General features: G+C 50.8%; 25 protein-coding genes. 19 read left to right on the top strand and 6 right to left on the bottom strand.

The features are described from left to right. Positions 1-246 precede the first annotated feature (246 nt). Positions 247-1,860 (bottom strand): glutamine-hydrolyzing GMP synthase, encoded by a 1,614-nt coding sequence (gene guaA, locus PN498_RS07850; protein ID WP_272062168.1) that lies wholly within the window; start codon positions 1,858-1,860, stop codon positions 247-249. A gap of 225 nt (positions 1,861-2,085) precedes the next feature. Further along, positions 2,086-3,231, bottom strand: a complete 1,146-nt coding sequence (cbiD, locus tag PN498_RS07845) for a cobalt-precorrin-5B (C(1))-methyltransferase CbiD (protein WP_272062167.1) — start codon at positions 3,229-3,231, stop codon at positions 2,086-2,088. 94 nt (positions 3,232-3,325) lie between these two features. Between cbiD and moaA the strand changes: the two genes are divergently transcribed. Then, complete coding sequence (gene moaA / locus PN498_RS07840; protein ID WP_272062166.1) at positions 3,326-4,312, top strand: GTP 3',8-cyclase MoaA; 987 nt, start codon at positions 3,326-3,328, stop codon at positions 4,310-4,312. A gap of 26 nt (positions 4,313-4,338) precedes the next feature. Here moaA and PN498_RS07835 read toward each other — a convergent pair whose 3' ends face one another. The 4 genes from PN498_RS07835 to PN498_RS07820 form a co-directional block, all read right to left on the bottom strand. Then, entirely contained in the window at positions 4,339-5,985 is a 1,647-nt protein-coding gene (locus tag PN498_RS07835) for a pseudouridine synthase (RefSeq protein WP_272062165.1), read from the bottom strand. A gap of 6 nt (positions 5,986-5,991) precedes the next feature. After that, positions 5,992-6,432 carry a preQ(1) synthase gene (queF, locus tag PN498_RS07830; protein ID WP_272062164.1) on the bottom strand — a complete coding sequence of 147 codons (441 nt, stop codon included), beginning with the start codon at positions 6,430-6,432 and terminating at the stop codon, positions 5,992-5,994. Between the two features lie 135 nt (positions 6,433-6,567). Beyond that, complete coding sequence (locus PN498_RS07825; RefSeq protein ID WP_272062163.1) at positions 6,568-6,906, bottom strand: DUF4168 domain-containing protein; 339 nt, start codon at positions 6,904-6,906, stop codon at positions 6,568-6,570. A gap of 83 nt (positions 6,907-6,989) precedes the next feature. Then, complete coding sequence (locus PN498_RS07820; RefSeq protein WP_272062162.1) at positions 6,990-7,859, bottom strand: M23 family metallopeptidase; 870 nt, start codon at positions 7,857-7,859, stop codon at positions 6,990-6,992. A gap of 592 nt (positions 7,860-8,451) precedes the next feature. Between PN498_RS07820 and rplC the strand changes: the two genes are divergently transcribed. The 18 genes from rplC to rplO all read left to right on the top strand — a co-directional run bounded on the left by rplC (position 8,452) and on the right by rplO (position 17,385). Then, complete coding sequence (rplC, locus tag PN498_RS07815) at positions 8,452-9,090, top strand: 50S ribosomal protein L3 (RefSeq protein WP_272062161.1); 639 nt, start codon at positions 8,452-8,454, stop codon at positions 9,088-9,090. Positions 9,091-9,153: 63 nt separating this feature from the next. Next, positions 9,154-9,786 carry a 50S ribosomal protein L4 gene (rplD, locus tag PN498_RS07810; protein ID WP_272062160.1) on the top strand — a complete coding sequence of 211 codons (633 nt, stop codon included), beginning with the start codon at positions 9,154-9,156 and terminating at the stop codon, positions 9,784-9,786. Continuing rightward, positions 9,776-10,084: a 50S ribosomal protein L23 gene (locus tag PN498_RS07805; protein WP_272062159.1), complete on the top strand. Its 309-nt coding sequence runs from the start codon at positions 9,776-9,778 to the stop codon at positions 10,082-10,084. The genes rplD and PN498_RS07805 overlap by 11 nt, the downstream gene beginning before the upstream one ends. Before the next feature lie 53 nt (positions 10,085-10,137). Then, positions 10,138-11,001, top strand: a complete 864-nt coding sequence (rplB, locus tag PN498_RS07800) for a 50S ribosomal protein L2 (protein ID WP_272062158.1) — start codon at positions 10,138-10,140, stop codon at positions 10,999-11,001. A 70-nt stretch (positions 11,002-11,071) separates the two neighbouring features. Next, entirely contained in the window at positions 11,072-11,350 is a 279-nt protein-coding gene (rpsS, locus tag PN498_RS07795; protein ID WP_272062157.1) for a 30S ribosomal protein S19, read from the top strand. Between the two features lie 20 nt (positions 11,351-11,370). Next, complete coding sequence (gene rplV, locus PN498_RS07790) at positions 11,371-11,724, top strand: 50S ribosomal protein L22 (RefSeq protein ID WP_272062156.1); 354 nt, start codon at positions 11,371-11,373, stop codon at positions 11,722-11,724. A 49-nt stretch (positions 11,725-11,773) separates the two neighbouring features. Continuing rightward, entirely contained in the window at positions 11,774-12,508 is a 735-nt protein-coding gene (rpsC, locus tag PN498_RS07785) for a 30S ribosomal protein S3 (RefSeq protein ID WP_272062155.1), read from the top strand. Positions 12,509-12,576: 68 nt separating this feature from the next. Further along, a complete protein-coding gene (rplP, locus tag PN498_RS07780) occupies positions 12,577-12,996 on the top strand; it encodes a 50S ribosomal protein L16 (RefSeq protein ID WP_272062154.1) in 420 nt (139 codons plus the stop codon). A gap of 2 nt (positions 12,997-12,998) precedes the next feature. Then, positions 12,999-13,307, top strand: a complete 309-nt coding sequence (gene rpmC / locus PN498_RS07775) for a 50S ribosomal protein L29 (protein WP_272062153.1) — start codon at positions 12,999-13,001, stop codon at positions 13,305-13,307. Positions 13,308-13,320: 13 nt separating this feature from the next. Next, positions 13,321-13,572, top strand: a complete 252-nt coding sequence (rpsQ, locus tag PN498_RS07770) for a 30S ribosomal protein S17 (protein ID WP_272062152.1) — start codon at positions 13,321-13,323, stop codon at positions 13,570-13,572. 12 nt (positions 13,573-13,584) lie between these two features. Next, the gene (rplN, locus tag PN498_RS07765) at positions 13,585-13,950 is read left to right on the top strand and encodes a 50S ribosomal protein L14 (RefSeq protein WP_272062151.1); all 366 of its coding nucleotides are present in this window, start codon (positions 13,585-13,587) and stop codon (positions 13,948-13,950) included. Continuing rightward, positions 13,950-14,297 carry a 50S ribosomal protein L24 gene (gene rplX / locus PN498_RS07760; protein WP_272062150.1) on the top strand — a complete coding sequence of 116 codons (348 nt, stop codon included), beginning with the start codon at positions 13,950-13,952 and terminating at the stop codon, positions 14,295-14,297. Before rplN ends, rplX begins: the two co-directional genes overlap by 1 nt. 98 nt (positions 14,298-14,395) lie before the next feature. Continuing rightward, on the top strand, positions 14,396-14,941 hold the full coding sequence (gene rplE, locus PN498_RS07755) for a 50S ribosomal protein L5 (protein ID WP_272062149.1): 546 nt from the start codon (positions 14,396-14,398) through the stop codon (positions 14,939-14,941). A 21-nt stretch (positions 14,942-14,962) separates the two neighbouring features. Continuing rightward, positions 14,963-15,364, top strand: coding sequence for a 30S ribosomal protein S8 (rpsH, locus tag PN498_RS07750; protein WP_272062148.1), 402 nt, complete (start codon positions 14,963-14,965; stop codon positions 15,362-15,364). 57 nt (positions 15,365-15,421) lie between these two features. Continuing rightward, positions 15,422-15,961, top strand: a complete 540-nt coding sequence (gene rplF / locus PN498_RS07745; protein WP_272062147.1) for a 50S ribosomal protein L6 — start codon at positions 15,422-15,424, stop codon at positions 15,959-15,961. A gap of 3 nt (positions 15,962-15,964) precedes the next feature. Then, entirely contained in the window at positions 15,965-16,324 is a 360-nt protein-coding gene (gene rplR / locus PN498_RS07740) for a 50S ribosomal protein L18 (protein ID WP_272062146.1), read from the top strand. 47 nt (positions 16,325-16,371) lie between these two features. After that, complete coding sequence (gene rpsE, locus PN498_RS07735) at positions 16,372-16,896, top strand: 30S ribosomal protein S5 (RefSeq protein ID WP_272062145.1); 525 nt, start codon at positions 16,372-16,374, stop codon at positions 16,894-16,896. Positions 16,897-16,938: 42 nt separating this feature from the next. After that, complete coding sequence (rplO, locus tag PN498_RS07730; RefSeq protein WP_272062144.1) at positions 16,939-17,385, top strand: 50S ribosomal protein L15; 447 nt, start codon at positions 16,939-16,941, stop codon at positions 17,383-17,385. Positions 17,386-17,433 lie beyond the last annotated feature (48 nt).

The raw sequence follows: 17,433 nt of genomic DNA, 5'->3' as shown, positions 1-17,433 counted from the left end.
TTAGCGGGAGCTAATGCTTATTACAGCATCAACAGCAAGGTACAGCCTTGCCCTAATTGGACTACGACTGCTATCCCTAATGATTTTGCCATGAGGGTTATGCAGATGTTATGGACAGAGAGAAAGAAATTAGATTTTGTGGCAATTTCTCTGGGCGCGAAGTCCTTACAACAATCGTTATCCAGCGAATATATCGAATTTTGACCAAGCCTTCACTGCCGTTTCTTACTGCCGTTTGTGTTCAATCTACTCCCACTCAATCGTTCCGGGGGGCTTGGAAGTGACATCGTACACCACACGGTTGACGCCGTTGACTTCATTGACAATGCGATTAGAGATGGCTTCTAGCAAATCATAGGGAGCACGAGACCAGTCCGCTGTCATGCCGTCCTCGCTGGAGACGAAGCGGAGCACAATAGGATAAGCGTAGGTTCGCTGATCGCCCATGACACCCACGCTACGAACTGGCAGCAACACGGCGAAGGCCTGCCAAAAGTCGTGATATAGGCCCCGATTACGAATTTCTTCACGAACGATGTAGTCGGCGTCGCGCAAAATGTTTAACTTTTCGGCAGTAACTTCCCCCAGAATACGGATTGCTAATCCTGGACCTGGAAAAGGATGGCGGCGAACAATTTCTTCAGGCAGCCCCAGCGATCGCCCCAGCTTCCGCACTTCATCCTTAAATAGTTTGCGGAGTGGTTCGACCAGCTTAAATTGCAGGTCTTTGGGCAGACCGCCGACATTGTGGTGACTCTTAATTTTGACGGCTACTCGTTCACCCGTTTTGGGATCGACATTGGTGTCTGCGGACTCAATAACATCAGGGTAAAGCGTTCCCTGAGCTAAATAGTCAAAGGGACCCAAACGACGAGATTCTTCTTCGAACACACGAATGAATTCATGCCCAATACGTTTACGCTTAATCTCAGGATCCGTCACGTCTTTCACCTGTTCTAGGAAGCGATCGCGAGCATTGACATAGCTCACCGGAATGTGAAACTGCTCCTCAAACAGTTTGACCAAGCGCTCCGGCTCACCTTTCCGCATAAAGCCCTGATCGATAAACATGCAGGTAAGGTTTTCGCCAATGGCCTTATTTAGGAGAAAAGCCAGCGTTGAAGAGTCCACTCCCCCGGAAAGGGCCAACAGCACCCGGCGATCGCCTACCCTGGCTCGCACTTCCCGTACCGCCTCTTCAATGAAGGCTTCAGTCGTCCAAGTAGGTTGACAATCGCAGATGTGATAGACGAAATTACGGATCAGCGCTTGTCCACCGTCGGAATGAACGACTTCGGGGTGAAATTGAACACCGTAAAACTTGCGCTCGTGATCGGCGATCGCAGCACTTGGCGTGTTGTCCGTATGAGCAAGGACTTCAAAACCCGTTGGCATCTGAGTCACAGAATCACCATGGCTCATCCACATCGTTGAACAATGCTCAACATTGGTCAACAAATCCGTTGGATCATCGATGTATAAAGAGGCTTTGCCATATTCTGCTCGAATAGCCCGTTCGACATGTCCGCCCAACTGCTGCACCATCAGCTGCATGCCATAGCAAACGCCCAACACAGGAATACCTAACTCCCATATCGCCGGATCACAATGGGGTGCACCCTCGTCATAGACTGAGCTAGGCCCTCCAGACAGGATGATGCCTTTAGGATTGAGCTGCTTCAGCTGCTCTATAGAAGTGCGATAGGACAACACCTCTGAGTAAACTTCCGTTTCGCGAATGCGTCGAGCAATCAACTCCGAATATTGAGAGCCAAAATCGAGAATCACCAACATTTGTCTGTCTAACGAATCTACTTTGATCTCATCGGAGGGTGTAGGGGTTTGAGTTTGAAGAGTCACGGCAGAAATCCTGTAATTGTTTAATTGCTCGAAACGCTAAGTATTCCTGTTATAAAGAGTTCAGTACAACACTATCGAAATAGTACGGAATCGAAATAGTAAGGATGCAAAGGTCATTAATATCGTCTAAGAACTTTTGGTGAAGTCTAGAGAAATCGCCGAGTCCTTGCGCGCCTGAACCGCTACGAAAAATTGCGTAGTAAAGCCTGAGAAATTTTATTCCCACTAGCTTACCAAAAGAGACTGCAAGATTGCTTGAGCGCGATCGCTTGAAGCAATGAACTGCCGCTGTCGATCAAATACTGTGGTCCCGACTGTAAGGTTGCGATCACCGTAATTCTGTACATAGGCCATTGCCCGGTCATCTACTCTCTGAACCAGAGATTGATAGATGAGTTGCACCCACGCTGACTGGGAGGTCGTCTCCAGATGACGTAAATGGGACAGCCCAGCCTCGACAGTTGCCGCCGACAGCAAATACTGAACGTCTTCAGTGGGGAGTCCTTTGGCAGCAGCGATCGCCGCTAAAATTTCTTGGCGACCGTCTGCCACAGAATGATGCGTGTGGAAAATGCCGCCAGCTAGCTTGATCAACTTGCCGTGGTAACCCAGTAAGAGAATTCTTTTGACATCACATACAGCCGCTTCTACTAGCAGAGGTCCGATCCAATTGCCGGTTTTAATGCGCTGGTGAGCATTAATTCCTAAGGTAAGTGCGCGGTTTAAGCCGTTCTCTCCTACACAGAAAACCAGCGTGTCGAACTGCCTGGCTTTGTCCCTGACAGTCTGGCGAAAGGCATCAAGCTGACCAGGGGCGCTCAGGGGTTCCGAGATGCCTGAGGTACCCAACAGAGACAGGCCATCCACCACCCCAAAGGCAGCATTAGAGGTTCTGAGTGCTAGCGATCGCCCTTCTGGCAAAACAATCGTGACTCGTATAGTGCGATTCTCGGGTAACCAGGATGCCAAATTTTTGACCACCAGCTTTCTGGCATAGGCATAAATGGCGGCTTGATTGCCAGCATTAATTTGACGCCCCAGTCCTTCCCCGCCTGCCAAACAAACGCGCTCTGCCTGATCGTCTGTCCCCCATTCCACGATCGCCCAAATAGGGGTATTACGGGTAATGTCAAGGTTATCGCCAGGCTCACAGCGAGTAATCGCTAAAGTAGAGCCGTTGGGCAAGCTAGCGACCTGTTCAATAGGAATATCGACTACAGCAGTAGGGTTGATTAGGTCAACAGCAACGGACTTGACGGGCTTATCGGGAGACATCAAGTGCTGAAGCGCTGCGATCGCACTAGCACAAGCAAAAACCGGCAGGGTGTAGCCAGATTGGGGGCGAGACGCATTCGTCGTATCTGGTAACATACTTTGGCAATTAAACTGTTGTTAAAGTGAGGGCGATCGCAATGCGGTTGATATCCTCGTCCAGTGTATTGGCTTTCAGGATTTGCCCGTTTCTATGAATACCATCGACTACCTTCGTATCAGCCTGATTGATCGCTGCAACTTTCAGTGTCAGTACTGTATGCCGGAGGGAGCAGACCTGACCTATGTTCTACAACAAGATTGGTTAACACGCGATGAGCTGCGATCGCTGCTGCAGAACGTATTCATTCCGGTGGGCTTTACACGTTTTCGGTTGACCGGCGGGGAACCCTTGCTGCGGCCTGATGTTGTTGAAATCGTGGCAGACATCGCAGGTCTACCTCAGACTCAGGATTTGGCGATGACGACCAATGCTTTCCTGCTCGCTAAGAAAGCCGATGCCCTCTGGCAAGCCGGCCTACGTCGCATTAACATCAGCTTGGATTCCCTTGATCCAGACACGTTTCAAGCCATCATTGGTGGTCGAGGCAAATCACGCTGGCATGAAGTATGGGAAGGCCTTCAAAAGGCTCACCAAATTGGCTTTTCCCCTTTGAAATTGAACGTTGTGGTCATTCCTGGGGTTAACGATAGTGAAATTCTAGATCTGGCTGCCCTGACGATAGACCGAGAGTGGCATGTTCGCTTTATTGAATTCATGCCCATCGGTAACGGCGACCTGTTTCAACATCGGGGCTGGATTGCGTCTGAGGACCTGAGACAGCGCATTCGCGATCGCTGGGGGCTGATTGAAGGGACTGTTCAAGGAAATGGCCCAGCTGACGTTTTTCAAATTCCCGGCGCTCAAGGAACGCTGGGCTTCATCAGTCAGATGTCGGAGTGCTTTTGCGATCGCTGTAACCGAATGCGTCTCTCAGCAGATGGCTGGTTACGCCCCTGTTTGTTGAACGAAACAGGACAGATTAACCTGCGCGAACTCTTGCGAGGAGACGTACCGCTAGCCAAGATTCGCGATCAAGTCGCTCACCTCGTTGACGCTAAACCGGAAATCAACTTCAAAATGAGAGAATCGGGGACAACTGGAGCGTATAGCCGTACCATGTCGCAGATTGGTGGGTAGATAGGCGACTGGTCGACCTGAAGTCCTTAAAAAGGAACTTTGGACACCAACTTCAGGCTTTGTTGGGTTAGGGGATGAGTTAGTTCAAGCGACTTGGCATGGAGATGAAGGCGGCAGGTTTGGTCTTTGGCTCCGTACAGGGTGTCGCCCAAGATAGGAGCGTTGAGTCCGTTAGGGTCGGCGGCATGGACACGGAGTTGATGAGTACGCCCCGTCTGTGGTCTGAAACAAACGCGAGGAGTCTCGCTCGGTTCCAAGATCTGAAACGTAGTCAGGCTGGGTTTTCCCCGCTGGAAATTGACAGATTGTTTGGGGCGATCGCAGGGATCTCGCCATAAGGGCAAATCAATAGTGCCTTGCTCTGACTCAACCCGGTGACTGAGAATAGCCTCGTAAACTTTGCTAACCTGACGCTGAGCAAATTGCTGGTTGAGCAAACGGTGAATTTCTCGCGTTTTGGCCAGGATCAAAACGCCTGAGGTCCCTTTATCTAAACGATGGGGCGCAGCTAAATCATCAGCTTGAGCGAACTGGCAGCGGAGGCGGCTAAGGACACTATCCTGAAGATCGCTCGTCCGCCCCGGCACTGATAGCAAACCTGTGGGTTTGTCCACTGCGATCAGCTCATCGTCTTCATACAGAATAGGGAGAGTGATGTCTGACCGACCTGGCGGAGTGGAGGCTTGGGGAAGCCCTGATAGCAAAAATCCCATAATCGGTTGACACCGCTCTACACAAGCGCCGTAGAACTGTCCTGGCTGTTTGTCTCCTCGGGAAGGTCCCCACCAAAATTCAGCCAGCGCTACAGGTTTCAGATGATGAGCAGCTGCATAGTGTAGAAGTTTGGGAGCAGCACAGTCCCCGGTTCCTGTGGGTAATCCTGCTGCCCGAAACGTCTCTATGCAGGCCGTTTCACCCGCAAAGTTAGTCAAGCTGTAGGCTGCGTGCATATGCGCTTGCAGCTGACGGGATAGGGATTTGCGCTGCTGCTTCAATTGGGTAATCCGTTGGTCGGCTAGGGCGATCGCCTCTTTAAGGGGGTTTAGCGCCTGATCGCGTTCTCGTTTGAGCCGTTTTCGCTCAATCCCGTCCTCCTGACTCTGCCGAACAAGATTTTTGAGACCCTTCTCCAATGCGTCTCCCTGCAAAGTTTTGGCACCATATTCGCGTTGACGATCACGGCTTTGCTTACGCTGGTGGTGCTTTTCAGATAAGGCTTGCAGCTGCTCAGCATACTGCTGCGACAGCGTTGCGAATGTTGTTCGCTCAGGCAGTTGCTTGAGGTCAACAATTTGCTGTTTTAGAGCATTCAACTGATCTAACGTTTGCTTTTCTAAAAAAGCGACCTGTAGGCGACCTGGAATAGGCGGCACCCAACCCGCTTGAATACTTTTTCCCTGCAATAATCCTGAAAAAGCCTGAAGCACACCTAGCTTGCCGCTTAGTGTTTCAACAACCAAAACACCATACATTTTCCCTTCTGCTGAGTAAGACGATTGGGTCGCTAAGGATTGCATTAACCTCTGGGCGATCGCTTTAGCTTGAGCAGTCCGAGGTAAACGCAAAAGCTCCCTTGTACGAGGACATCGCCCCGTATACCAATAGTCAGGAGCAGCGCCTGCGACCAAGGCGTTGTCCATATCAAAATCGTCTATAGCATGCAGCAGATCCATTGCCCGTCAAAGAAGGTTGGGAGAGTAAGGAGCAAAGAGACCATCGTCTCCTTTGATAACGGTGATCACCGTTTTAACTCCGCCCCGCCGTGTAAAATCGCCAATGACCCGCAGGCCCACTGGATTCAGCTCTTGCCAAAGGCGATCCGCGATTTCATTGGTGACCATTTCATGGCTAATACGCTGATCTCGATAAGCGTTGATGTAAAGCTTGAATGCTTTTAACTCTACGACCCAGTCACGAGGCTGATAATCCACCACCATGGTCCCGAAATCTGGATATCCAGACCGGGGACACAACGCTGTAAATTCTGGATGTTCGAGATGAATTAGATAGGCGTTATCCGTCTGGTTCGGCCATTTCTCGAAAGGATCAGATGCTGCACGCGCAATCGCAATATCACCGTATTGCTGAGCGGATTCGCTAAAAACGGTTTCTTGTGTCATATCACTGAAGGGCATGGAATTCTGGAACGAAGCAATAAGCTAACCGCGACTCAAAAACCGTCTGTACAGGATCGAGGTTAGAGGACATCAGGTTTCGACTTCTTGCAGAGTAACGTAACCTCCACCAGAATCAGATCAGCGATCGCGTTCCTCAATTTGCGCTAAAACGCGATCGCGAAACTCTATATCGGCATTCGCTAGGCCCAGCAACTGAAAGTATTCTTCTCGTGTCAACCCAGCCTCCTGCATTAGGTTGAAAGCAGCGGCCTCAATTGTCCTTTGTAGCTGCAAGAATTCTGCTTCGGTTTCTGCTCGCTGCAAGTCTTCGCTGCGATCGTCAATCAGATCCACAACATGAAGATACGCTGTGACAAATTGATCAACTTTCTCAGCCGGAATATCTGTGACATTCAGCCCCTCAGACAAGGAAGGGCGAGGCACATCATCGACTTCAGTCTCCGCCAGCGCAGGCAACGCGGTTAGAAGAAACCCGCAAAAAATAATTAGCAAACAAGCTTTCAGAAAGCGTCTCATCTACTCGTCCTTCCGCCGACTCTTCAATCGACTGACTCCTCTATACGCAGGTAGTACCTGGGATTAATGGGTTTATGATCGCGATGAACTTCGTAGTGTAGGTGAGGGCCGGAGGATCGTCCAGTACTGCCCAGGGCACCGATCAAGTCTCCTCGTTTGATGCGATCGCCCGTTTGAACTTGGATGTTAGACAGATGAGCATACAGGGTTTCGTAGTCATAGCCATGATCGATAACAATATGCTTACCATATCCACCAGAATGTTCAGCTCGAATCACCGTGCCGTCTGCAGTGGCATAAACAGGCGTTCCGACAGGGCCACGAAAGTCAATACCGCTGTGCATCTCATAATTAAATCCGCCAAACGGGTTACGCCGGATGCCAAACTCTGAGGAGACGTCCAAATTACCTTTCAGGGGCTTAGCATTCGGCAGAGCTGCGGCCCGAGCAGATTCTTCTGCCAGTGTATCTTCTAAAGCGGGTCGGACCTGAGCTTCAAGTTCAAGATCGATCTGAGGCAAACGAGTCTGAGCCATCTGAAAAAGACGCTCTGCATCGGCAGGCTGCTCAATACCGCCCTGCGATCGCTCAAGGACAGACTGTGAGGGAGGAGTCCCCTCTTCAGGTAGGCCAGCTCTTTCTCGTAAATCCTCCACCTCGGAATCTAGCGTCTCTAGCTCTAGAAGAACCTCACTGGCCGTTTCAGTCAAATTTTCATTTCGCTGGGTGAGTTGCTCATTGTCTCCAATTAGCTTTGCCACCCAGACAACGGGCAAGGAAGACAGCGCAAGTCCTACTAATACGATGGGAAAAGGACGGAGGCTGATTGCGATGGGTGTCTCACCTGTTCGAGTAATCAGAATGGTGTAAGGTCTTGGCAATCGAAGACGCATTGTAGTTTCCAGGGAACGGACGAGAATTTTCGATTCTTTACGAGAATTGACCTCAGGATTATACGGGGATCAGTGAAAACAGGCAATTTTTGCGGTGTGCTGACTTCTGGAGCAACGCCGCTTCCTGAGATAAAAACTTAAAGCCTTGTGAAAATTGCAGCCAAAATTGAAGAAGGGGGCGTATTGGCTGCATCCATCTACTTATAGATACCAGCATATCGGTGGAAGTTCCCTATATTTTTTCAAGACAGACAAAAAGAAAAAGATAGACATTTCTGATTAGTTTATGTATCATGATTAACTGTCGCTGAAACGGAAACTGGGCGATCGACCCAAGTCTGTGGTGACGAAAAGGCTGGATTACCTCGGCCTATGTCTTGTCTGATCAAAAAGCTTTGGTGCTGCGCAAAGTTCAGCCGCTGAAGGTATGCATTTGACAGGGGCTTCTACGAAGCGCATCAGAGGTAACTCTATTTAGAGTTGCTGGTCTGGGTTGGTGACAAATGTCTCAACTCGCTTAATAAGCTGGTTCAAGCTTTTCTTGAATCGGCTGTTTTTTGTCGATAACGTGTAGCAACGGAGACGGGTAACGGTGTCAGTTGGGATTCTTGGAACCAAATTGGGCATGACCCAGATTTTTGACGATGAGGGGAACGCGATTCCTGTCACCGTGATTGAGGCAGGCCCCTGTGTTGTCACACAGGTCAAGTCAGCACAAACAGATGGCTACGCGGCTGTGCAGATTGGCTATGGCAGTGTGGCAGAAAAAGCTTTGAATAAACCTCAGCTAGGGCATCTGGCTAAGTCAGAAGCGACTCCAGTGCGTCACCTGAAAGAGTACCGAGTCGATCAGGCAGACGGGTTTGAACTGGGTCAAAGCATTACGGCTGATCAGTTCGAAGCAGGACAGCTCGTTGATGTGACTGGGACAAGTATCGGTCGTGGATTTGCCGGTAACCAAAGACGCCACAATTTCCAGAGAGGACCTATGTCCCACGGTTCTAAGAACCATCGCCTACCTGGATCAATTGGCCCTGGAACCACTCCAGGTCGCGTCTATCCAGGCAAAAAGATGGCGGGTCATATGGGAAGTAAGCGGGTTACTACTCGCAAACTTCAGGTTGTTCGAGTTGAAGCTGACAAAAACCTGCTGGTTATCAAAGGTGCGGTCCCAGGCAAACCGGGGATGCTACTCAGCATTGCTCCAACAAATGTTGTCGGCAAGCAATAGGTTTTTTGGAAACCTTGGCGAGAAAGGGCAGATTTTCTGGGAACGTGAGTAGAGACGAAAACTATGGTTGAGTGCGTTGTTCAAGACTGGCAAGGACAGGAGGCTGGCAAAGCTTCTATTGACTTGAAGGTAGCCAAGCCTGAGAGTGCATCCCATATCGTGCATCGTGCCCTTTTGCGGCAGATGCACAACGCTCGGCAAGGAACCTTGTCTAGCAAGACTCGCTCCGAGGTTAGGGGTGGCGGCAAGAAACCTTGGCGACAGAAGGGAACAGGCCGAGCTCGGGCTGGATCAAGTCGTTCTCCTCTTTGGAAAGGCGGCGGCGTTATCTTTGGGCCCAAACCTCGGGACTTCAGTATCAAGATGAACCGTAAGGAGCGCCGACTAGCACTTCGAACGGCCTTTCAGAGTCGCTTGGAAGATGCTGTTGTGGTACAAGATTTTGCGGATCAGCTACCTCGACCAAAGACCAGCGAGATGGTTGAAGCAATGAAGCGTTGGGGTATTGATCCTACTGATAAGGTTTTGTTCATCTTGCCTGAGATGCAGGAGATGGTTGTTCTCTCGCTTCGCAATATCAGCCGCGTCGAAATCATTTCAGCAGCTAACCTCAACATTTTCGATTTGTTGAATGCAAATCGGCTTGTGGTGACCGCATCAGCAATGGAAAAAATCCAGGAGGTATATGGTGACTGAGAACTCTTCCTTAGGGCAACTGGCTGATTTAATTCGCCGTCCCCTTGTGACTGAAAAGGCTACGCTTCTGCTGGAAAACAATCAGTACACCTTCGAAGTTTCGCCTCGGGCTACCAAACCAGAAATCAAGGCTGCGATCGAAGAGCTTTTTGATGTCAAGGTGACGGGAGTAAGCACTGCTAATCCTCCCCGTAAGAAGCGCCGCGTCGGTCGCTTTGAAGGGTTTCGGTCGAGCTACAAGCGAGCAGTCGTGACGCTGGCAGAGGGTGACACAATCCCACTGTTCCCAGATCTGTAAGTGACCTGACCTTTGTTTAAAACGCTGATGCAGTTTATTGAGTAAGTTGAGCAATGGGCATTCGTTCCTATCGACCCTTCACCCCTGGAACTCGTGAACGGACCGTTTCAGAGTTCTCTGAAATTACCCGTTCTGAGCCTGAGAAGTCACTGACTGTCTCTGTTCACCGTGCGAAAGGGCGAAATAATCGAGGCGTTGTTACCTGTCGTCACCGGGGAGGGGGACACAAGCGCCTCTACCGAATCATCGACTTTCACCGTAACAAGACCAATATTCCGGCAAAGGTTGCCTCCATTGAGTACGACCCTAACCGTAATGCCCGAATCGCCCTCCTGCACTACCAGGATGGTGAAAAGCGATATATTTTGCACCCAGCTTCTTTGGCAGTGGGTGCAACGGTGATGTCGGGTCCCGATTCGCCTTTAGAAATCGGCAATGCTCTGCCTCTATACAAGATTCCTTTAGGAACTGAAGTGCATAACATTGAGCTTCAGCCGGGTAAGGGAGGACAGATTGTCCGAGCAGCAGGGACGTCTGCTCAAGTGGTCGCTAAAGAAGGTGGCTACGTCACGTTGAAGTTGCCTTCGACTGAAGTGCGGATGGTACGGCGTGAATGTTACGCCACCCTGGGTCAGGTAGGGCACGTCGATTCTCGTAACGTCACCTTGGGTAAAGCTGGACGCAAACGCTGGTTAGGACGTCGCCCCGAGGTTCGGGGTAGCGTTATGAACCCAGTTGACCACCCTCATGGCGGTGGTGAGGGCCGTGCGCCTATTGGTCGTAGCGGTCCGGTGACGCCTTGGGGTAAGCCGGCATTGGGATTGAAGACGCGGAAGAAGAAAAAAGCGAGTAGCTCTCTTATTGTCCGTCGTCGTCGTCGGACTTCTAAGCGGGGACGGGGCGGACGGAACACTTAAGACCTGGCGTTCTTAAGTGCGATTGTACGGTTGTTTTACTGATTGAGAGTAGTGCGAGGTTGTAGCGGTTATGTCGCGTTCCCTAAAGAAAGGTCCCTTCGTCGCGGACCATCTAATGCGTAAGGTGGAAGCTTTGAATGCGAAAGGCGACAAGCAGGTCATCAAAACTTGGTCGCGGGCATCGACCATTATCCCCCAAATGATTGGTCACACGATCGCGGTCCATAACGGTCGTCAGCATGTGCCGGTTTACGTTACTGAGCAGATGGTGGGCCATAAATTAGGTGAGTTTGCCCCGACTCGAACCTTCCGGGGCCACGCCAAAAGTGATAAGAAAGCGCGTCGATAATTTCGGAGTCGGAGAGTCCAATGGCTGTTGATACTACTGAACAGGTTAAAGCGGTTGCCCGCTACATCCGCATGTCGCCTCATAAGGTACGACGGGTACTCGATCAGATTCGAGGGCTGTCCTATCGAGAGGCACTCATTATTTTAGAATTCATGCCCTACAGAGCGTGCGACCCAGTATTGAAAGTGCTTCGTTCAGCAGTTGCGAATGCTGAACACAACAATGGGCTTGATCCAGCCTCGTTGGTGATTAGTGAAGCATTTGCGGATGCAGGGCCATCTCTCCGACGGTATCGTCCGCGAGCACAGGGCCGGGCTTATCAGATCCGCAAGCCAACCTGCCATATCACTATCGCAGTGGCACCCGGCGAGTAGATTCAGGTCGATTTGTTGACGATTACAGCTTTCATCAGAGGGATTACGAGTGGGACAGAAAATACATCCAACAGGTTTTCGGCTAGGGATTGTGCAAGATCATCGATCGCGATGGTATGCCGATAGCGATCGCTATCCTCAACTCCTCAGAGAGGATTACATCATTCGTGAGTACATTGAGAAAAACCTGAGCAATGCTGGGATTTCTGACATTCGCATTGAGCGCAAAGCGGACCAGATCGACCTAGAGGTCCGGACAGCTCGCCCTGGTGTTGTAGTTGGTCGAGGCGGAAGCGGTATTGAAGCCCTGCGCGTTGGCCTACAAAAAGCACTTCGTGATTCTAGTCGTCAAATTCGCATCAACGTTGTTGAGGTTACTCGTGTCGATGCAGATGCCCCTCTGGTGGCAGAATACATCGTGCAGCAGCTAGAGCGTCGGGTTGCTTTTCGTCGGGTTGTTCGTCAAGCGCTTCAGCGAGCACAACGGGCTGGCGTTGAGGGCATCAAGATTCAGGTCAGCGGGCGCTTGAACGGTGCAGAAATTGCCCGGACAGAGTGGACCCGTGAAGGCCGCGTTCCTCTCCATACGCTGCGGGCAGATGTCGATTATGCCTATCGCACGGCCCAGACGACCTACGGAGTCTTGGGAATCAAGGTGTGGGTGTTTCGAGGTGAAGTTATTCCTGGACAAGAAGAACAGCGACCCACCACGGATACTGCTCAACCTCGGCGACGGCAGCAGCGGCGACGGCAGCAGTTTGAAGACCGCTCAAACGACTCTTAGGGTTTCAAAATCCTCAATGCTTGGGCCAACCCCTTTTATCAACGTGATTCGTAGGCAGAAATAGAGCCATGTTAAGTCCTAGAAGAACTAAATTTCGAAAGCAGCACCGCGGTCGTATGAGAGGCATGGCCCAGCGGGGAAACAAGATCAACTTTGGGGAGTATGCGATTCAGGCAACAGAACCCTGTTGGTTGACTTCTCGCCAGATTGAGGCTGCTCGTCGAGCCATGACTCGATACGTACGCCGGGGTGGAAAAATCTGGATTCGAGTTTTCCCAGATAAGCCAATTACTATGCGCCCGGCAGAAACCCGAATGGGTTCAGGTAAGGGAAATCCTGAATTCTGGGTAGCCGTTGTCAAGCCAGGTCGCATTATTTTTGAAATTGCGGGTGTTCCTGAAGAGACGGCTCGGGAAGCAATGCGATTGGCCTCCTTCAAGCTGCCTTTCAAGACTAAGATTATTGCTCGTCAGCAGGAGGATAGCTAGAGATGGCGCTACCTAAAATACAAGAGGCTCGCGAACTAGACGATCAGGCTTTGGAAGCGGCGATCATTGACACTCGAAAACGCCTCTTTGACCTGCGATTTCAGCAGGCAACCCGACAATTAGAAAGTGGATTACACCAGTTTAAGCACGAGCGTCATCGCTTGGCTCAACTCATGACCGTCCTCCGAGAGCGTGAGCTTTCTGCACAGCCGCAGGAAGAGGCTAGCGACGATACATCAGCAGACATTGCAGCGAGTGCAGCTAGCATAACTGACACCGTGGATACTACTGACGTGGCTGAAGAGGAATAGGGAGAAAGAACAAGTGGCAGTAAAAGAGAGAGTTGGCCTTGTCGTTAGCGACAAAATGCAGAAGACCGTCGTGGTCGCGGTGGAGAATCGGGTGCCTCACCCCAAGTACGGCAAAATTATGGTTCGCACTCAGCGCTATAAGGTGCATGACGAGGAAAATCAGTGCAATGTGGGCGATCGCGTCCTCATTCGAGAAACTCGTCCCTTGAGCAAGACCAAGCGGTGGACCGTTGCCGACATTTTGAATCGGACAACCCAGGTCTAGCAGGAGGTACCCATGATTCAGCAAGAAACTTATTTGAACGTTGCCGACAACAGCGGTGCTCGCAAACTGATGTGTATTCGAGTGCTGGGCGGTAACCGGACCTATGCCGGTGTTGGGGATGTCATCATCGCAGTGGTCAAAGATGCGATTCCTAACATGGCGGTTAAGAAGTCAGACGTGGTTAGAGCCGTTATCGTTCGCACTCGCAAGTCTTTGAGACGCAGTAGTGGCATGAGCATTCGTTTTGACGATAACGCTGCGGTCATTATCAACCAAGACAATAACCCTCGGGGTACACGTGTGTTTGGGCCAGTTGCTCGGGAACTGCGCGATAAGAACTTCACCAAAATCGTTTCTCTAGCACCGGAGGTGTTGTGATGCCTCAATCCCAGAAAGGATCAACGAAAACTCGAATGCACGTCAAGGCTGGCGATACCGTTCAGGTCATCTCTGGCAAAGACAAAGGCAAAGTTGGCGAGGTTCTAAAGGCAATTCCTAGGAAGAGTCAGATTCTCGTCAAGGGCGTCAACATTCGCACTCGTCACGTGAAGCCCTCCCAAGAAGGACAATCAGGCCAGATCGTGACTGAGGAAGCCCCCATTCATAGCTCCAACGTCATGCTGTATTCCGAGAAGCAAAAGGTGGCCAGCCGTATTGGTTACACCTTTACTGAAGACGGCAGGAAGGTACGTGTACTCAAGAAGACAGGCGAAATTATCGACTAATTTTCTTGAAAATCACTATCCCATTTTCATCGTGATTCGACTGTACTGTTTCAAATTGCTTTCTGACCAAGCCCAGAAAGCCCGAGAGGATATTCACAATGGCTGAACAGCTTAAGACGTTTTACACCGAAAAAGTTGTCCCCAAACTGATGGAACAGTTTGAGTACGGCAACATTCATCAGGCTCCAAAGTTGGTCAAAGTAACGGTCAACCGAGGGCTTGGTGAGGCTTCTCAAAATGCAAAAGCCTTAGAAGCTTCCGTGGCGGAGATTGCGACTATCACAGGTCAGCGCCCAGTGGTTACACGAGCTAAGAAGGCGATCGCAGGCTTCAAAATTCGACAAGGAATGCCCGTTGGCACAATGGTCACCCTGCGATCTACTCGCATGTATGCCTTTCTCAATCGCCTTATCAACCTGACGCTACCTCGAATTCGTGACTTTCGTGGCGTCAGTCCCAAAAGCTTTGATGGACGGGGCAATTACACGTTGGGCCTACGTGAGCAACTCATTTTTCCTGAGATTGAGTACGACAGCATCGACCAGATACGCGGCATGGACGTCACAATCGTGACCTCAGCCAACACTGACGAAGAAGGACGCGCCCTCCTCAAGGAATTGGGCATGCCCTTCCGCGAGAATTAGGTTTAATCACTGGAGAGGACTATGGCGGCTAACGACACAATCGCAGATATGTTGACGCGGATTCGAAATGCGAATCTTGCCCGTCATCAGACTGTGGATATCCCCTCTACACGGATGACGCGAAGCATCGCTCAGGTACTCCAAGAGGAGGGATTTATTGAGAGCTTCGAGCTTGCGGGCGAAGGTGTGCTGCGCAAACTTGTCATCAAGCTGAAGTATCGCGGCAAAACCCGAGATCCTATTATCAAGAATCTGAAGCGTATCAGCCGTCCTGGTCTGCGAGTTTACTCTAATCGTAAAGAGTTACCTAGAGTTTTAGGCGGCATTGGGATTGCTATCATTTCGACCTCTAGTGGCATCATGACTGACCGTGACGCTCGACAACGAGGCATTGGAGGCGAGGTGCTGTGCTATGTCTGGTAAGTCTGTACGGGCTGCCTCGACCTATTTTTGCGGTTGTTAAGAAGAGGAGGAAGTAGGATGTCTCGAATTGGGAAGAAGCCGATACCGATACCCTCGAAGGTGACGGTCAATCTTGATGGTCAGGCTGTTAGTGTGAAAGGCCCTAAGGGTGAGCTTTCTAGAGTGTTACCAGACGGTGTTGTGCTCTCTCAAGAAGGCGAAACCATTGTTGTCGAGCGGCAAGATGAGTCTCGGCGATCGCGGGAGCGCCACGGGCTGTGTCGAACCTTGGTGGCAAATATGATCGAGGGCGTATCAAACGGCTACCAAAAGCGTCTTGAGATTCAAGGGGTTGGTTACCGAGCGCAGGTTCAGGGCAAAAACTTGAACATGAGTTTAGGCTACAGTCACCCGGTTGTGTTTGAGCCACCTGAAGGCGTGCAGTTTGCCGTAGAAAACAACACTAATGTGGTTGTTAGCGGCATTGATAAAGAGGTCGTTGGCAACATGGCCGCTAAGATTCGTGCAGCGCGTCCTCCTGAACCCTATAAGGGCAAAGGGGTACGATATGCGGGCGAGTACATTCGACGTAAGGCTGGTAAGGCAGGGAAGAAATAGGTTATGAAGGCAAGTCGAAAGAGTCTGACTCGTCGCCGTCATGCTCGAATCAGGCGGCGTGTTTTTGGTACTACTGAGAGACCCCGATTAGCAGTTTTTCGGTCTAATAATCATATTTATGCACAGATTATTGACGATACCGCTCACCATACCTTAGTGGCGGCTTCAACTTTGGAGTCCGAAATCAAATCCCTTGGCGATACCTCTAATAAGACAGGTGCTTCGACGGTGGGGAAGTTGATTGCAGAGCGCGCGATCGAGAAGGGCATCAACGAAGTGGTCTTTGACCGGGGCGGTAAGCTCTACCACGGTCGCGTTGCGGCTTTGGCAGATGCTGCCCGCGAAGCAGGATTGACCTTCTAGAAAGCCGTTGCTGTTTAACTGTGTAGTTGGTGGAAGGGTTTGGAGAAATGGCAAATAATCGTCGAAAAAACACTCGAAACAAAGAGAAAGAAACTGAATGGCAGGAGCGCGTCGTTCAAATTCGGCGCGTTACTAAGGTGGTGAAAGGGGGTAAAAAGCTCAGCTTTCGAGCCATTGTCGTGATTGGTAATGAGCGAGGACAGGTCGGCGTTGGAGTCGGCAAAGCTGGCGACGTTATTGGTGCTGTGAAAAAAGGCGTTGCTGATGGGAAGAAACATCTAGTCGATGTCCCTCTTACCCGTTCCTACTCAATTCCTCAGCCCGCAACAGGCACAGGTGGTGGAGCTAGAGTCTTTATGCGACCTGCAGCTCCGGGTACGGGTGTGATTGCTGGCGGTGCGGTTCGTACTGTGCTTGAGCTCGCTGGCGTTCGTAATGTATTAGCGAAGCAGCTCGGCTCTAACAATCCGTTAAACAATGCTCGGGCAGCCGCAGACGCGCTTGCGTCTCTACGGACCTTTGCTGAAGTTGCCGAAGAGCGTGGCATCCCGGTCGAAAAGCTGTATGCCTGAGTTTTTTGAACTATTGTTGCAAGATACCGTTTAGGAGTCACTATGAGAATCAATGATGCTCGCCCTCAAGCGGGTTCAAGGCGGCGGCGACGACGGGTTGGTCGAGGCATCTCAGCTGGTCAGGGTGCAAGCTGCGGATTCGGTATGCGCGGACAAAAGTCCCGTTCTGGCAGCGGTACCCGCCCTGGTTTTGAAGGCGGACAGCTTCCCCTCTATCGCCGTATCCCTAAGCTGAAGCATTTTCCCATTATCAATCAAAAGGTCTATACGATTGTGAATGTGAGCGATCTAGCTGACTTAGACGCGAACACCGAGGTCACCTTAGCGTCCCTGATGGAAGCTGGCATCGTGACTACCAATGATGGTCCTTTGAAAATACTAGGCGACGGTGAACTTTCAAATCCCTTGACTGTCAAGGCTGCTGCATTCACTCAATCAGCGCGGCAAAAGATCGAAGCTGCGGGCGGAACTTGCGAGGTGCTTTCCTAGAGGCGCTTCAGTCGCTATGATCACGTTATGGACGTAGGTCTGGAGACC

Origin of the sequence: Oscillatoria sp. CS-180 (assembly GCF_028330965.1) — a bacterium.
Classification (GTDB): Bacteria; Cyanobacteriota; Cyanobacteriia; order Phormidesmidales; family Phormidesmidaceae; genus Halomicronema.
This window is presented reverse-complemented; position numbering and strand designations above follow the sequence as displayed.